Genomic DNA, 14,261 nt, shown 5'->3' on the forward strand with positions numbered 1-14,261 from the left:
GCGGGTTCCGGGCGGCGGCGCGGCTCACGCGTGCGCGATGCCGAATTCGGTCAGCGCGTCGCACAACGTATCCACGGCGGCGGGCGTGACGGCGTTGTAGAGCGACGCGCGCAGCCCGCCGAGCGAGCGATGACCGTCGAGCCCGATGATGCCGCGCTGCGCGGCGGCGGCGGCAAACGCGTGGTCGAGCCGTGCATCGCCGAACGTGAATGCGGCGTTCATCCGCGAGCGCCACGGCCGCTCCGCGTGCACGCTGACGGCGTCGCCCATTGCGTCGAGCGTGCCGTACAACCGCTGTGCCTTGCGGTCGTTGATGCGCTGCATGGCGGCGAGCCCGCCGATCTCGTCGCGCAGCCAGCGCGTGACCAGCGTCAGCACGTAGATCGCGAATACCGGCGGCGTGTTGTAGTTCGAGCCGTGCGTGACGTGGGTGCGGAAATCGAGGATGCCGGGCAGGTTGTCCGGGATCCGCTCGAGCAGCGCGCGGTCGATCAGCGCCACCGTGACGCCGGCCGGCCCGAGGTTCTTCTGCGCATGTGCGTAGATCATCGCGAAGCGGCTCGCGTCGAGGGGCCGCGACAGGAAATCGGACGACATGTCGACGACGAGCGGCACGCCGTGCGGCGCGCTCGCCGGCGGGTCGAACTGCAGCCCTTCGACGGTTTCGTTCGACACGTAGTGCAGGTACGCGGCATCGGGCGCGAGCGCGAGCTGTTCGAGCGCGGGCAGCCGGCGAAAGCCGGTGTTCCCCCCGCTCCAGGCCACACGCGCGGCGCCGACACGCGCCGCCTCGGCGCTGGCGCGGCTGCTCCAGTAGCCGGAATTCACGTATTCGGGCGGCGCATGGCGGTGCGTCGCGAAATTCATCGGGATCGTCGCGAACAGCAGGCTGCTGCCGCCCTGCAGGAAGATCAGTGCGTGGCGCTCGGATCCGCCGAGCAACGCACGCAGGTTGCGTTCGGCCTCGTCGAGCAGCGCATGGAACCAGTCGGAGCGATGGCTCATGCCGAGCACCGACACGCCGGTTTCCGGCAGCGCGACGATCGCCTCGTGTGCCTGGCGCAGCACGGCGTCGGGCAACGCGCCCGGGCCGCCCGAGAAGTTCAGGGCATTGGATGTCATCGATGGCGTCCCGTCGTCAGCAGGCTTGCGCGGCATCCAGCAGCGCTTGCGCCGCCGGCTCGAGCACGCCGATCCGCCATGCATCGCCGGCGGTTTCGGCCGCTGCGAGGAAACCCGTCGCCCACAGGCCCGCGTAGAAGTACATCGCGCGGCGCGCATCGCCGGACGGCGACCAGCAGTCGACGAGTGCGTCCCCGTACGCGTGGCCCGCGTCGCCGACATCGGCGGCCAGGTACGCGAGTGTCGTGCCGACCTGCAGCAGCGGATCGCCGTAGCAGACGAAATCGAGATCGATGAAGCCGCTCAGCGCGCCCTTGTCGACAATCACGTTGCGGGTCGTGAGGTCGTCGAGGAAGCACACCGGCGTGCGGGCCGCGAAGTAGGGCTCGAGTGTCGCCCGCAGCGCGCGCAACCGTGCACGCAGGTGATTCAGCGGCGTGGCTTCAACGTCGACGAGTGCGCCGGCCGGCGCGCCGAACAGGTCGGACCAGCGTGCGTGTGCGGCATCCCGGCCGATTGGGGCCCAGCCGAAGCCGCGGCTCGCGGGCAGGCTGGCGACGCGGCGCTGGCAGTCGGTCACGCGCCCGGCGACGGCGGCCATCTGATCCGCGCGCATGGCAGGCAGCGCGAACTTCAGGTCGAACCCGTCGAGCCAGTTCAGGATGACGAACGATCGGTCCGGCGCGGCCGGGCCGGTGGCCAGCACCTGCTGGACCGGCAGGCCGAGCGCGCGCAGTGCGGCGAGGTTGGGCTCGGTGTGCGCGAACGCGGCGGCTTGCGGGCTGACACGCAGCACCACCGTTCGACCGTCCGCGAGTTCGACGCGATAGATCGAGTTGCCGCTTTGTGTCAGCAGTTGCGGCACGAGGGCGACCGGTTCGACCTGCAGTGCGCGCCCTATGAGCGCCGCGGCCGTGTCGGTGCCGTCCGCGCGCATGCGTGGCATCGCGGCGTCGTGCGCCGTCGTGTGTGTCTGGATGGCCATGCCCCGATTTCCCCGTGCATTTCAAGTGTCGCACCCGCCCGTCATCGCATCGGCGCGTGTCGCTGCCTCGTAACAGCGTGTGGCGTCGGACTATAGGTCGCGTGGCTTTGAATCACCTTTCTGCCTGGATTACACGTATTACCGGCGATGACACGATGGGGGCCGGCTCAGCCATCCGGCTGTGCTGCGCGACGGTGCGTGACGCCCGATGCAGGATGGGGCGCCCAGCGTCGTCCGGCCCGCCGGGTCTGGCGAGCCGGGCTCCGCGTGCGCGTGCGCCACCGGCCTCGCACAACGCGGGCACGGGTCATGCGTGCCGTCCGCGCGTGTTACGGCGGTAATGCGCCTGTATCGGTTCGTTACGCAGCGTGTGGCGAATTTCCCGATACTGCGGCCCTTTGACGGCCCGCCGTCGTCGCGTCGAATGACGACAGGGCCGCGTACCGGATCGAAAAGGGGACCCACATGAGTGCCACAACAGTCTGGAGCGCTTGCACGCATGACGACCCGCGCGCATGCGCGCTGCGCCGGCGCAGCTGCGCATGAGCACGTCCGCCGATTCTCGCGACGCCGCGTACGTCGCCACGCTCGCGAGCGCGCAGGCGGCGCTTGCAGAGGCACCGGACAATGCGCAGGCATGGCATCGGCTCGGCATGGTGTGGGAGGAGGGCCACGCGTTCGCGGCGGCCGTGGACTGCTATCGCCGTGCGACGGAGCTCGACCCGCACGCCGACGGCTCGTACAACAATCTCGGGAACTGCCTGAACGTGCTCGGCGAGCTCGGCGGTGCGCTGGCCGCATGGCGCACCGCGATCGAGCTGATGCCGCGCAGCGCGTCGTACTACCGCAATCTGGTCCAGTTCACGACGCTCGCGGCCGACGATCCCTGTTTCGTGCTGCTCGAGCAGCAGGTCGCGCAGTCCGACAGCGCGTCGGTCGACCGGCGGGCCGACCTGTATTTCGCGTACGGCCAGTCACTTACCGGAATCGGTGAGCCGGTGCGCGGCTTCACGTTCCTGTCGCGCGCGAACGCGCTCTACCGGTCGCTGATCCGCTACGACGAAGCGTCGATGCTCGGCCTGCTCGAGCAGGTGACCGGCGCGTTCGGTGCGGACCTGTTGCGTGAGAAAGGCGGCCAGGGCGATCCGTCGGCGTCGCCCGTATTCGTGTTCGGGATGCCGCGTTCGGGTACGACTCTGGTCGAGCAGATTCTCGCGAGCCATCCGCGCGTGTTCGGTGTGGGCGAAAGCGACGCGTTCGCGCAATGCCTCGTGCAGGCGGTGACGTCGGGCGAAGGCGCGCTGGCGCTCGATACGCTCGACGCCGCCACGCCGGCGTCGCTGCGCGCGCTGGGCGCGGCGTACTTGCAGCGCGTCGCGCGCAACGTGCAGGGCGGCCCGTATGCGCGGGTCGTCGACAAGTATCTGTTCAACTTCATCAACGCCGGCTTCATTCATCTTGCGCTGCCGAACGCGCGCCTCATTCACGTGCGGCGCGACCCGGTCGACACCTGCCTGTCGATTTTCGCGCGGTGTTTTCACGACGTTCCGTTCAGCTACGACCTCGGTGAACTCGGCCGTTTCTATCGGGCCTACGACGCGTTGATGGCGCACTGGCGTGCGGCGCTGCCGCCGGGGGGGCTGCTGGAGGTGCGGTACGAGCATCTGGTCGAGGATTTCGATGCGCAGGTGCGGCGCATGCTCGCGCATTGCGGGCTGGACTGGAGCGAACGCTGCACGGCGTTTCACGAGACCCGGCGTCACGTCACGACGGCGAGCGCGGCCCAGGTGCGCCGGCCGCTCTACCGCGACGCGCTGCGCCCCTGGCGCCCCGACGCGGCGACGTTGCGGCCGCTGCTCGATGCGCTGGGGCCGGCGCTGGCCACTGGCGCCGGCGGCTGATCGGGCGCGCCGCGCAGCGGTGCACGTGCGTGCGGCGTATCAGCGATGGCGCCACGTCGGCGGTAGCCTGAGCGACCTCGCGTCTATTGGAAAGCGGCTTTGAGAAACGCCGCGACCTCGGCAGGGGATTTTGCCTGCGCTTCAGGATCACCGCCCAGCGTGACGCCCGTGGTCAGGCAGCGCTTCGACTCCGCCACGGCTGAAGCGCCCGAGAGCGTCCGGCCATTCCGATTCATCGTGAACGTCCGGCTATCGAGATCATACGAGCCGTGACAGTCGCGCGCGCTCGTCGCAAGCGGTACCGGGTGCACCCGTGTCGGCCTGTCGAAACCATGCCAGGCATCCGGATATTCTGTCAGGGTGACCTGCGCGCCTTCCGACCGGAGCGTGTCGGCATAGGTGATGCAGGGGGCCGCCGGCGTATAGTCGTCGTTGCCGCCTACCAGCATCAGGACGGGAGAGCCGTCGAGATGCGCCGACGCGTAGGAGATGCCGCAGGATGGATAGAAAGCGACATGCGCGGCGAAGCGCAGGTTGCCTTCCATGGCGGCCGCGCGGAACGGCTCCAGCACCGAATACAGCGCGGCGACGCCGCCGCGCGAGAAGCCCATGACCGCGATCCGGTTCCTGTCGATCCGGGGATCGGTCGCCAGCAGGCGCAGGGCGGCGTACGCATCGGCGATATCGGCGGTCATCGCAAGCTGCGTCTGATCCTTTTCGGTGTTCTTGATCCCGCGTCCGGTAAAGCTGTCCACGACGAAGCTCGCATAACCGAGTGCATTCATGCGCCGGGCCCAGACCCGTTCACCCCGATTCACGCCGCTGCTGCCGTGCAGGATGATCACCGCGGGCACGACGCGCGGCCCGTCGGCGGGCATGCTCAGCTCGCCGGTGATGACGGCCTTTTCGCTTGCGGCAGGGTGTGAGAGATAGTCACCGGTACTCCTGGGCGTGATCGATGCGAACGTGACGAGGCCGCTGCGATCGGCATCGAGGGACGTCGTGATCGAGGAGTCAATCGCAGCAGGCGAGCCGCACGCCGCCATCACGCCCGCGACAATAGCGGGCAAGAGGCGTAGAGCGGCGCGACGAACCGTTCTTGTATTCATGCCTGGCGCGTTGGCCGCAGGAAGGGTTGGCGGGACGACGGTAGGCAGTCGAGTCGTGAAAATAGCGCTATTTCAACGGCTTGTGGTCATCTTTCGACGAAGCGGGCGTCCGCTTCGCATACCGCGCAGCCCTGTCGACTTCGAGACCGGCCTGGCCGGCTCGATGCGGCCGACGGCCGAGACGCTCCCGGCAAACGCCGGGACGATGCCGTTCAGCGAGCGGCGTCGGTCGGCACGAAACGCGCGAGGATCCGCAGGTCGTCGCCGACTCGCTCGATGCCGTGGAACGACAGTCGCGTGCGGTCATCGAGGCTCGCCGGCGCGGCGAGATCGAACATGCCGGCCGCATCGGCGCCCAGCAGGCTCGGCGCCAGGTAAACCAGCAATTCGTCGACGCACCGTTCGCGCAGCAGCGAGCCGTTCAGCTTGTGGCCGGCTTCGACGTGCAACTCGTTGACGCCGCGCGCGCCGAGCGCCGCCAGCATCGCGGGCAGGTCGACCTTGCCGTGCGCATTCGCGAGCGGCACGATCTCCGCGCCGCGTGACTTCAGCACGTTCGCGCGTATTTCGCCGGCCGCGTCGAGCCGGCCGCAGAAGATCAGCAGCGGCGCGCCTTCGAGCAGCCGTGCGTCGAGCGGCAGGTCGAGACGGCTGTCCACCAGGATGCGTTGCGGCTGGCGCGGCGTGTCGATGTCGCGCACCGTCAGCAGCGGATTGTCCTCGCGCACCGTGCCGATGCCGGTGAGGATCGCGCAGGCGCGCGCGCGCCACGCATGCCCGTCGAGGCGTGCGGCCTCGCCGGTGATCCACTGGCTTTCGCCGGACGGCAGCGCGGTACGGCCGTCGAGCGACGCGGCCGTCTTCATCCGCACCCACGGGCGGCCGCGCGTCATCCGCGACATGAAACCGACGTTCAGTTCGCCGGCTTCATGTGCGAGCAGCCCGCAGCGCACGTCGATGCCCGCGTCGCGCAGCATCCCGAGGCCGCGCCCCGATACCTGCGGGTTCGGGTCTTCCATCGCGGCGACGACCTTCGCGACGCGCGCGTCGATCAGCGCGTTCGCGCACGGCGGCGTGCGGCCGAAATGGCTGCACGGCTCGAGCGTCACGTAGACGGTCGAGCCCGCGACGTCATAGCCGCGCGCACGTGCATCCTTCAGCGCCTGCACTTCCGCGTGATCCTGGCCGGCCGGCTGCGTGAAGCCTTCGCCGATCACGTCGCCGTCCTTGACGATCACGCAGCCGACGCGCGGATTCGGCGCTGTCGTGTACATGCCTCGCGCGGCGAGCGCGAGCGCGCGCTGCATGTGGGCGAAATCGGTATCCGAGAACATGCGCGCGGCCCCGGGTCAGGCGGCGAGTGCCGCGAACGCGCGGCGGGCGGCCGCGAGCGTTGCATCGATCACCGCATCGTCGTGCGTGCTCGACACGAAGCCGGCTTCGTACGCGGACGGCGCGAAATACACGCCTTCGTCGAGCATCAGGTGGAAGAAGCGGTTGAAGCGCTCGATGTCGCTCTTCGTGACTTCCGCGAAGCTGGTCGGCACGCGTTCGGCGAAGTACAGGCCGAACATCGCGCCGATCGAGTCGGCCGCGAACGGCACGCCGGCCGCGCGCGCTTCCGCCGCGAGGCCGTCGGCGAGCCGCTTCGTCTGCGCGGTGAGCGCGTCGTAGAAGCCCGGCGCCTGGATCAGTTGCAGCGTCTTCAGGCCCGCGGCGACCGCGATCGGGTTGCCCGACAGCGTGCCGGCCTGGTACACGCCGCCGAGCGGCGCGAGGTGGGCCATGATGTCGCGGCGGCCGCCGAATGCAGCGGCCGGCATCCCGCCGCCGATCACCTTGCCGAGGCAGGTGAGGTCGGCCGTGATCCCGTAGTACGCCTGCGCGCCGCCGAGCGCGACGCGGAACCCGCACATCACTTCGTCGAAGATCAGCACGGCGCCGTGCTTCGTGCACAGCGCGCGCAGCGCGTTCAGGAATTCGGGCGTACCGCGCACGAGGTTCATGTTGCCCGCGACGGGCTCGACGATCACCGCGGCGATCTCGTCGCCGAACGCGCCGAAGGCTTCCTCGAGCGCGGCGACGTTGTTGTATTCGAGGACGGTCGTGTGCTTCGCGATATCGGCGGGCACGCCGGCCGACGTCGGGTTGCCGAACGTCAGCAGGCCCGAGCCGGCCTTGACCAGCAGGCTGTCCGCGTGGCCGTGGTAGCAGCCCTCGAACTTGACGATGCGGCTGCGGCCCGTGAAGCCGCGCGCGAGACGCAGCGCGCTCATCGTGGCTTCGGTGCCGCTCGACACCATCCGCACCTGCTCGATCGACGGCACGAGCTTGCAGATTTCCTCGGCGATCTCGATCTCGGCTTCGGTCGGCGCGCCGAACGAGAAGCCGTCGGCGAGCACGTTCTGCACGGCCGACAGCACTTCCGGATGGACGTGGCCGACGATCATCGGGCCCCACGAGCCGATGTAGTCGATGTACTGCTTGCCGTCGGCATCCCAGAAGTACGGGCCTTGTGCGCGCGCGACGAAGCGCGGCGTGCCGCCGACCGAACGGAATGCGCGCACCGGCGAGTTGACGCCGCCGGGAATGGTCTTCTGGGCGCGTTCGAAGAGGATCTGATTGTTGGACATGAGCGAAACCTGCGAGAGAAGGGCGCGGGAGCCTGTGCACGGGCCGCGGCGCCTGGGCGGAACGATCGTCCGATTGTACCGGAGACGCGCGCGGCGGGCCCGCCGGCGGGTCTGCGGCCTTTCGGCGCGCGGGGAGCGGCCCGGGCGGAAAAGCGGGCCTGATTCGACCCGGTTATCGGGGCGGTTTGCGCTTGCCGGTCAGCTCGGCCCAGCGCTTTTCGAGCGGACCTTCGACCATCGGCTTGATCGACGTGCCGGAGCTCTGCGCGTCCCAGGTCTGTACCGAGTACGGATGGACGCGCAGCGCGTCGCGCGCGATCACGACGTCCTGGTGCGCGTCGACCAGCCAGTCGTACACGAAGTCGATGCACAGCCGGTAGCCGCGTTTCGTCGACGGATCGGACACCTCGTACGGCGCGCGCGTCACGTAGCCGGAGCCGAACACGCCCTTGGGCTCCTTCGCGACGCGATGCAGGAACACGCGGTCGCCCGGCAGGATGCTGCGGGCGAAGCCGCAGCCCCACACGTCATGCACGGCCTCGCCGGCCTTCACGCGCGCGGCGACGTCGGGCAGCTCGGGCCACGGCCATTTCTTGGGGCTCCAGATCAGCAGGAAGGCGGTCATCGGTTCGGTCGTATGTCGAATTGATCAGACGAGAAAGGCGGGAAGCAGCAAGCTTAATCGAATCGGCCCGCAATTCCGCATGGCGCACCCGTTGCACCGGGGTTTCGCGGGCCGCCGCCGCACGCGGCCCAAGGCACGCAAAAAAGTTGCGCGTACAATCATGGGCCTGAACGCACCGCTTGCGGCGCGGCTTCCCGTCTTCACCGCCACGCGCGCCCCGATGCGCGCGGGCTCCATTCCGGATACCCATGTCTCACGTCGTCCGGCGCCGGCCCGATGCCCGGCTGATCCTGTTGCTCGGTGCGCTCGCGGCCTGCGGGCCGATCGCCACCGACATGTACCTGCCGAGCCTGCCGTCGATCGCCGACGGCTTCTCCGTCAGCCCCGGCGCCGCGCAGCGCACGCTGACGAGCTTCATGGCCGGCTTCTCGGTCGGCATGCTGCTGTACGGCCCGCTGTCCGACACGTGGGGCCGCCGCCCCGTGCTGCTCGGCGGCATCGCGCTGTTCACGCTCGCGAGCATCGGCTGTTTCGTGTCGACCTCGATCGACATGTTGATCCTCGTACGCTTCCTGCAGGCGCTCGGCGCAGGCGCGGCATCGGTGCTGTCGCGTGCGATCGCGCGTGATGCGCACGAGCCGACCGACGCGGCGAAGGTGCTGTCGATGGTCGCGATCGTCACCGCGGTCGGGCCGTTGCTCGCCCCGCTGATCGGCGGGCAGATCCTGCGCTTCTCCGGCTGGCGCGGCGTATTCGTCGTGCTGGCGGTGTTCGGCGCGATCTGCGCGGCGACCGCCTACCTGCGCGTGCCCGAAACCTGGCCGAAGGAGCGCCGCAAGAGCACGGCCGTGCTCGCGTCGTTCGCGTCGTACGGGCGCATCCTGTCCGACCCCGTTGCATGGGGGCACATGCTGTGCGGCGGGATGGCGTTCGCGGCCATGTTCTCGTACATCACCGCGACGCCGTTCGTGTACATCGAATATTTCCACGTGTCGCCGCAACACTACGGGCTGCTGTTCGGCCTGAATGTCGTCGGGATCATGATCGGCAACTTCGCGAACACGCGCCTCGTCGGCCGCATCGGCTCGCTGCGCATCATCGCGGCTGCGTCGCTCGTGAGCGCCATCGCGTCGCTCGCGGTCGCGCTCGTCGCGCTGACGGGGTGGGGCGGGCTGTGGTCGATCGTCGTGTGCCTGTTCTTCGTCGTCGGCGTGGTCGGGATCCTGTCCGCGAACTGCACGACCGACCTCATGCTCCGCTATCCGCACAACGCGGGCGCGTCGGCGGCCGTGTTCGGCGCGATGCAGCTCGCGCTCGGCGCGCTCGCGAGCGTCGCGATCGGCGCACTCGCGGACGGCACGCCGTTCGCGATGGGCGTGACGATCGGCATATCGGGCGTGCTGTGTTTCGCCGGGCGCTACCTCGTGCTGCGCTGGCACGGCCGGCCGGTGAAAGCGGGCGCCTGAGGCGGCGGCATCCTGCCAAAAGAAAACGCCACCGCGCGCGATGCGCCGGTGGCGTTTTTCATTGGGACGCAGGAAGCGGCTGCCGCCGCGCCGCGCGTCAATCCCGCGCGACGTCCTTCGCCGCCGGCGATGCGCCGTGGCTCAGCCAGTCGAGCACGTCGGCCGTTTCGTCGTCGCTTGCGCGCGCCTTCGCCTGCGCGACGGCCTCGGGCACCTCGCCGTTCGTCGATGCGCGGCGGATCGCGACGCCGACCGCGAGGATGTCGATCATCAGCAGATGCAGGATCCGCGAGATCATCGACAACTGCGACTCGCGCATCTCGATGTGGTCGGTTTCGAGCGCGACGGTCGCGCGCTTCGCGAGCGGCGTGTTGCTCGACGTGATCGCGATCACCTTCGCGCCGGCCTGCATCGCGACGTCCAGCACGCGCAGCAGCTCGGGCGCGCGCCCCGACTTCGACACCGCGACGATCACGTCGCCCTTGCCGAGCAGCGCGGCCGATGCGGCCTGCATGTACAGGTCGCCGTACGCGATCGTCGGAATGCCGAAGCGGAAGAACTTGTAGTGCGCGTCCTGCGCGACGATGTTCGAGTTACCGAGCCCGTAGAACTCGATGCGCCGCGCGCCGTTCAGGATCTCGATCGCGTTCTCGACGTGCTCGAAATTCAGGTGTTCGCGCAACTGCAGGATCGCGGACACCGTGTTGTCGAGCACCTTCGCGCCGAAGTCGGTGGCCGTGTCGCCGAGATGCACCTGGCTGTGGCTCATCGGGATCGTGCCGGTGAGACCGGTGGCGAGCTTCAGCTTGAAGTCCGACAGCCCCTGGCAGCCGAGCGAGCGGCAGAAGCGGATCACGGTCGGCTGGCTCACGTCGGCCTTGCGTGCGATGTCGACGATCGGGTCGTTGATGATCGAGCGCGGATGGTTCAGCGCGAGATCGGCCACGCGGCGTTCGGCCGGCGTCAGCGCGTCGCGCATCTGGCGGATCCGCTCGAACACGGCCGACGACGCACCGCCCGAGCGGTTCGACAACTGCTCGGCGAGGATCGCCGATACGCCGAGGAACGCCGGGTATTCGGCGGTGATCAGGTAGGTCGGGATGTTCTCGAGATAGTGCGTGAAGCGGCCCTTCGCCTCGAAGCGCGCCCGGAACGACGAGCGCGTGAACAGTTCGCCGAGCTTCAGCGCGACGCCGCCGCCGATATACACGCCGCCGAGCGCGCCGAGCGTCAGCGCGACGCTGCCCGCGAACGCGCCGAGAATCCCGCAGAAGCACTCGACCGTCTCGAGCGCAAGCGCATCGCCCGCATGGGCGCGCTCGACGATCTCGACCGTGTCGACGGTCGCCGCGACGCGTTTCTTGTCGCGCGCGGCGAGCGCGCGATAGATGATCTCCATGCCGGGGCCCGCGCACACGCGTTCGAACGACACGTGCGGAAACTTCTTGCGCGCGTACTGCAGCACCAGATCCTCGCGCTCGTCCTGCGGCGCGAACGACGCGTGGCCGCCCTCGCTGCCGAGCGCGATCCAGCGGTCGTCGGCCGGAATCAGCCCCGACACGCCGAGCCCGGTGCCGGGCCCGAGCAGCCCGATCACGCTGTTCTGGCGGCGCGTGCCGCCGCCGACCTGTACGCGCTGCGCGTCGGTCAGGCCCGGCAGCGCCATCGCGAGCGCTGTGAAATCGTTGACGACGAGCAGCGTGTCGAAGCCGAGCGCACGGCGCGTCGCCTCGATCGAGAAGCTCCAGTCGTGGTTGGTCATCGTGACCTGGTCGCCGTCGACCGGATTGGCGATCGCGATCGCCGCGTGGTTCACGCGGCTGATCTTCACGTCCTTCAGGTACTTGCGGATCGCGTCGGTGAGCGTCGGATAGTCGGCGCCGGGATACACGCGAATCTGCGTGATTTCGCCGGGGCCGGTTTCCAGCGCGAAGCGCGCGTTGGTGCCGCCGACGTCCGCGAGCAGGCGCGGACCGTCGGCATGCTGACCCGCGACGACCGCCTTACTTTGCGCACCAGTAGACATCGAGCTGGGTCCCCTTGTCGTTGGCCAGTTGGGAAATCGCGTTCTTCTGCAGCGTCGCGGCCGCAGCGTCGAGCACCTCGCGCTTGGCGGGGCCCGCGATCAGCAGGAACAGCCGGTCGACGCGCTTCAGCGCATCGAGCGAATAACTCACGCGCGCATGCGGCGCGGCGCCCGGATGCACGGCGACGAAACGCTCGTGCGTCGCGATCGCGTGGTCCCATTCGGGCGCGTCGGCGAAGATCGACGCGGTGTGGCCGTCTTCGCCCATGCCGAGCACGGCGACGGTCGGCACGCGGTAGTCGGCGTTCGCGTTCAGTGCGGCGACGTGCGCATCGAGCGTGCTGCGCGTGTCGACGAGCGGCAGGAAGCGGGCAGGGGCCGCCGCATGCTGAAGCAGCGTGTCGCGCACGAGTTGCGCGTTGCTGGCCGCGTCGTCCTCCGGTACCCAGCGGTCGTCGACCAGCGTCACGTCGACGCCGGCCCAGTCGAGCGCCGCGTGCGACAGCGTGTGCAGGAACGGGCGCGGGCTGGTGCCGCCGGACACCGCGAGCGTCGGGCGCGCGGGGCCGGCGAGCGCGGCGCGCAGCGCCTCGCCGACGGCGCGCGCGAGCGCTTCGCTTTGCGCTTCCTGGGTGTCGAAAGCGTGGATCTCGATCACATCTCCTCCGGACTGCTTTGTCTGTTCAAATCGTACGAATCGTGGGCACGTTGCCGCGGACGATGACGTGCGCGGCAACGGTTTGCATCAGTTTTCTTCCTCGAGCCAGCAGGTGTCGTGCTGCGCGAGCATCGCGCTCGCCGCGGCCGGCCCCCACGTGCCCGCCGCGTACGGCTTCGGCGGCTTCAGCGTGCGCGCCCATTCGTTCAGGATCGGCTCGACCCAGCGCCACGCGGCTTCCTGCTCGTCGCGCCGTACGAACAGGGCGAGCCGGCCGTTGATCACGTCGAGCAGCAGGCGCTGGTACGCCTCCATCTGCCCTTCCTTGAAGAACTGGTCGAATGCGAGGTCGAGGTGCACGCTTGCGAGGTTCATCCCTTCGCCGGGCTGCTTCGCGAGGCAGTACAGGCGGATCGTCTCGTTCGGCTGCAGCCGGATCACGAGACGGTTCGAACCCGGGCGCAACGCGGTCGGCCCGAGCGCCGAGTGCGGTACCGGGCGGAAGTTGACGACGATCTCCGCGACGCGATCGGCAAGACGCTTGCCGGTGCGCAGGAAGAACGGTACGCCGGCCCAGCGCCAGTTCTCGATCTCGACCTTCAGCGCGACGAAGGTTTCGGTCTGGCTGTCGGGCTTCACGCCCGGCTCGGTCGCGTAGGCCGGCACCTGCGCGCCCTTGATCACGCCCGCATGATACTGGCCGCGGACGGCCACCTTGCCGATGTCGCGCGGATCGACCGGCTTCAGCGCGCGCAGCACGCGCAGCTTCTCGTCGCGCACCGAGTCGGAATCCATCGAGTGCGGCGGCTCCATCGCGACGATCGACAGCAGCTGCAGCAGGTGGTTCTGCACCATGTCGCGCAGCGCGCCCGTATTGTCGTAGAAATCGCCGCGGGCCTCGACGCCGAGCTCCTCGGCGATCGTGATCTGGATGCTCTCGACCCATTCGCGGCGCCACAGCGGTTCGAACAGCGCATTGCCGAAGCGCAGCGCGAGCAGGTTCTGTACCGGCTCCTTGCCGAGGTAGTGGTCGATCCGGTAGATCTGGCCTTCCGCGAAGATCTCGCCGACCGCGTCGTTGATCGCATTCGACGATTTCAGGTCGTAGCCGAGCGGCTTCTCGAGCACGATGCGCGAGCCTTCGTTCAGGCCGACCGACGCGAGCGCCTTGCAGATCGGCACGAACAGCGACGGGCCCGTCGCGAGATAGAACACGCGGATGCCGGGCAGCGATGCCACCGCGTCGCGCAGCACGACGTAGTCTTCCGCGCGGCCGAGATCGAGGTGCACGTACTCGATGCGATCGAGGAAGGACTTCCACGCAGCTTCGTCGAACGCGTTGCCGGCGGCCTTCGCCGCATGCGGCTTCACGTGTGTATCGACCCATTCGAGGTAGGACGCCCGATCCGATTCGTGTCGCGCCACGGCCACGATCCGGCCGCTCGCCGCGAGCATGTTCGCGCGGTGCGCTTCGAACAGCGCGGGCAGGATCTTGCGCATCGACAGATCGCCGGTGCCGCCGAAAAGTACGAAGGTAAAGCTGGAATCGGTATGCATGTGTCTCCGCCGTGTTGGGGGTGCTGGGAAGCGATCCGTAGTGCGATAAAAATATTTTTGACACTGAATTGTAGTTTAACTACAATCCGCCGCAAGGGGTAGCACCTGGGTGAAGAAAAAAAGATGTGCGGTCGATGAGCTGCGCGAGCTTCGCCTTCGGGAACGCCTTGTGCCGAATG

Annotated in this window: 11 protein-coding genes; 2 read left to right on the forward strand and 9 right to left on the reverse strand. The window is 68.7% G+C overall.

The window, feature by feature from the left end:
• Positions 1–24: 24 nt before the first annotated feature.
• A complete protein-coding gene (serC, locus tag AC5LXK_RS04570) occupies positions 25–1,122 on the reverse strand; it encodes a 3-phosphoserine/phosphohydroxythreonine transaminase (RefSeq protein WP_493390514.1) in 1,098 nt (365 codons plus the stop codon).
• 16 nt (positions 1,123–1,138) lie between these two features.
• Complete coding sequence (locus tag AC5LXK_RS04575) at positions 1,139–2,107, reverse strand: phosphotransferase (protein WP_493390515.1); 969 nt, start codon at positions 2,105–2,107, stop codon at positions 1,139–1,141.
• Positions 2,108–2,649: 542 nt separating this feature from the next.
• Here AC5LXK_RS04575 and AC5LXK_RS04580 point away from each other — a divergent pair.
• Positions 2,650–4,008: a sulfotransferase family protein gene (locus AC5LXK_RS04580; RefSeq protein WP_493390516.1), complete on the forward strand. Its 1,359-nt coding sequence runs from the start codon at positions 2,650–2,652 to the stop codon at positions 4,006–4,008.
• 83 nt (positions 4,009–4,091) lie between these two features.
• On the opposite strand, the gene AC5LXK_RS04585 is transcribed toward AC5LXK_RS04580, so the two are convergent.
• The 4 genes from AC5LXK_RS04585 to AC5LXK_RS04600 all read right to left on the reverse strand — a co-directional run bounded on the left by AC5LXK_RS04585 (position 4,092) and on the right by AC5LXK_RS04600 (position 8,375).
• Positions 4,092–5,117, reverse strand: coding sequence for a dienelactone hydrolase family protein (locus AC5LXK_RS04585; protein ID WP_493390517.1), 1,026 nt, complete (start codon positions 5,115–5,117; stop codon positions 4,092–4,094).
• A 212-nt stretch (positions 5,118–5,329) separates the two neighbouring features.
• Complete coding sequence (gene ribD / locus AC5LXK_RS04590) at positions 5,330–6,451, reverse strand: bifunctional diaminohydroxyphosphoribosylaminopyrimidine deaminase/5-amino-6-(5-phosphoribosylamino)uracil reductase RibD (protein WP_493390518.1); 1,122 nt, start codon at positions 6,449–6,451, stop codon at positions 5,330–5,332.
• A 15-nt stretch (positions 6,452–6,466) separates the two neighbouring features.
• Positions 6,467–7,750, reverse strand: coding sequence for a glutamate-1-semialdehyde 2,1-aminomutase (gene hemL, locus AC5LXK_RS04595; RefSeq protein WP_059590261.1), 1,284 nt, complete (start codon positions 7,748–7,750; stop codon positions 6,467–6,469).
• Positions 7,751–7,922: 172 nt separating this feature from the next.
• Positions 7,923–8,375, reverse strand: coding sequence for a hypothetical protein (locus AC5LXK_RS04600; protein WP_493390519.1), 453 nt, complete (start codon positions 8,373–8,375; stop codon positions 7,923–7,925).
• A gap of 248 nt (positions 8,376–8,623) precedes the next feature.
• On the opposite strand from AC5LXK_RS04600, the gene AC5LXK_RS04605 reads away from it, so the two are divergent.
• Complete coding sequence (locus tag AC5LXK_RS04605; RefSeq protein WP_493390520.1) at positions 8,624–9,841, forward strand: Bcr/CflA family multidrug efflux MFS transporter; 1,218 nt, start codon at positions 8,624–8,626, stop codon at positions 9,839–9,841.
• Between the two features lie 97 nt (positions 9,842–9,938).
• On the opposite strand, the gene AC5LXK_RS04610 is transcribed toward AC5LXK_RS04605, so the two are convergent.
• The 3 genes from AC5LXK_RS04610 to zwf all read right to left on the reverse strand — a co-directional run bounded on the left by AC5LXK_RS04610 (position 9,939) and on the right by zwf (position 14,082).
• Positions 9,939–11,867, reverse strand: coding sequence for a bifunctional transcriptional regulator/glucokinase (locus AC5LXK_RS04610; RefSeq protein ID WP_493390521.1), 1,929 nt, complete (start codon positions 11,865–11,867; stop codon positions 9,939–9,941).
• The gene (gene pgl / locus AC5LXK_RS04615; RefSeq protein ID WP_493390522.1) at positions 11,845–12,525 is read right to left on the reverse strand and encodes a 6-phosphogluconolactonase; all 681 of its coding nucleotides are present in this window, start codon (positions 12,523–12,525) and stop codon (positions 11,845–11,847) included. The genes AC5LXK_RS04610 and pgl overlap by 23 nt, the downstream gene beginning before the upstream one ends.
• 87 nt (positions 12,526–12,612) lie before the next feature.
• Positions 12,613–14,082 (reverse strand): glucose-6-phosphate dehydrogenase, encoded by a 1,470-nt coding sequence (gene zwf / locus AC5LXK_RS04620; protein WP_493390523.1) that lies wholly within the window; start codon positions 14,080–14,082, stop codon positions 12,613–12,615.
• Positions 14,083–14,261: the final 179 nt, after the last annotated feature.

Source organism: Burkholderia pulmonis, from assembly GCF_984667975.1.

Coding starts and splice junctions, on each gene's coding strand:
- serC (WP_493390514.1), bottom strand. CDS start 1,122: ATGACATCCAATGCCCTGAACTTCTCGGGCGGCCCGGGCGCGTTGCCC.
- AC5LXK_RS04605 (WP_493390520.1), top strand. CDS start 8,624: ATGTCTCACGTCGTCCGGCGCCGGCCCGATGCCCGGCTGATCCTGTTG.
- hemL (WP_059590261.1), bottom strand. CDS start 7,750: ATGTCCAACAATCAGATCCTCTTCGAACGCGCCCAGAAGACCATTCCC.
- AC5LXK_RS04575 (WP_493390515.1), bottom strand. CDS start 2,107: ATGGCCATCCAGACACACACGACGGCGCACGACGCCGCGATGCCACGC.
- AC5LXK_RS04580 (WP_493390516.1), top strand. CDS start 2,650: ATGAGCACGTCCGCCGATTCTCGCGACGCCGCGTACGTCGCCACGCTC.
- AC5LXK_RS04600 (WP_493390519.1), bottom strand. CDS start 8,375: ATGACCGCCTTCCTGCTGATCTGGAGCCCCAAGAAATGGCCGTGGCCC.
- AC5LXK_RS04585 (WP_493390517.1), bottom strand. CDS start 5,117: ATGAATACAAGAACGGTTCGTCGCGCCGCTCTACGCCTCTTGCCCGCT.
- zwf (WP_493390523.1), bottom strand. CDS start 14,082: ATGCATACCGATTCCAGCTTTACCTTCGTACTTTTCGGCGGCACCGGC.
- ribD (WP_493390518.1), bottom strand. CDS start 6,451: ATGTTCTCGGATACCGATTTCGCCCACATGCAGCGCGCGCTCGCGCTC.
- AC5LXK_RS04610 (WP_493390521.1), bottom strand. CDS start 11,867: ATGTCTACTGGTGCGCAAAGTAAGGCGGTCGTCGCGGGTCAGCATGCC.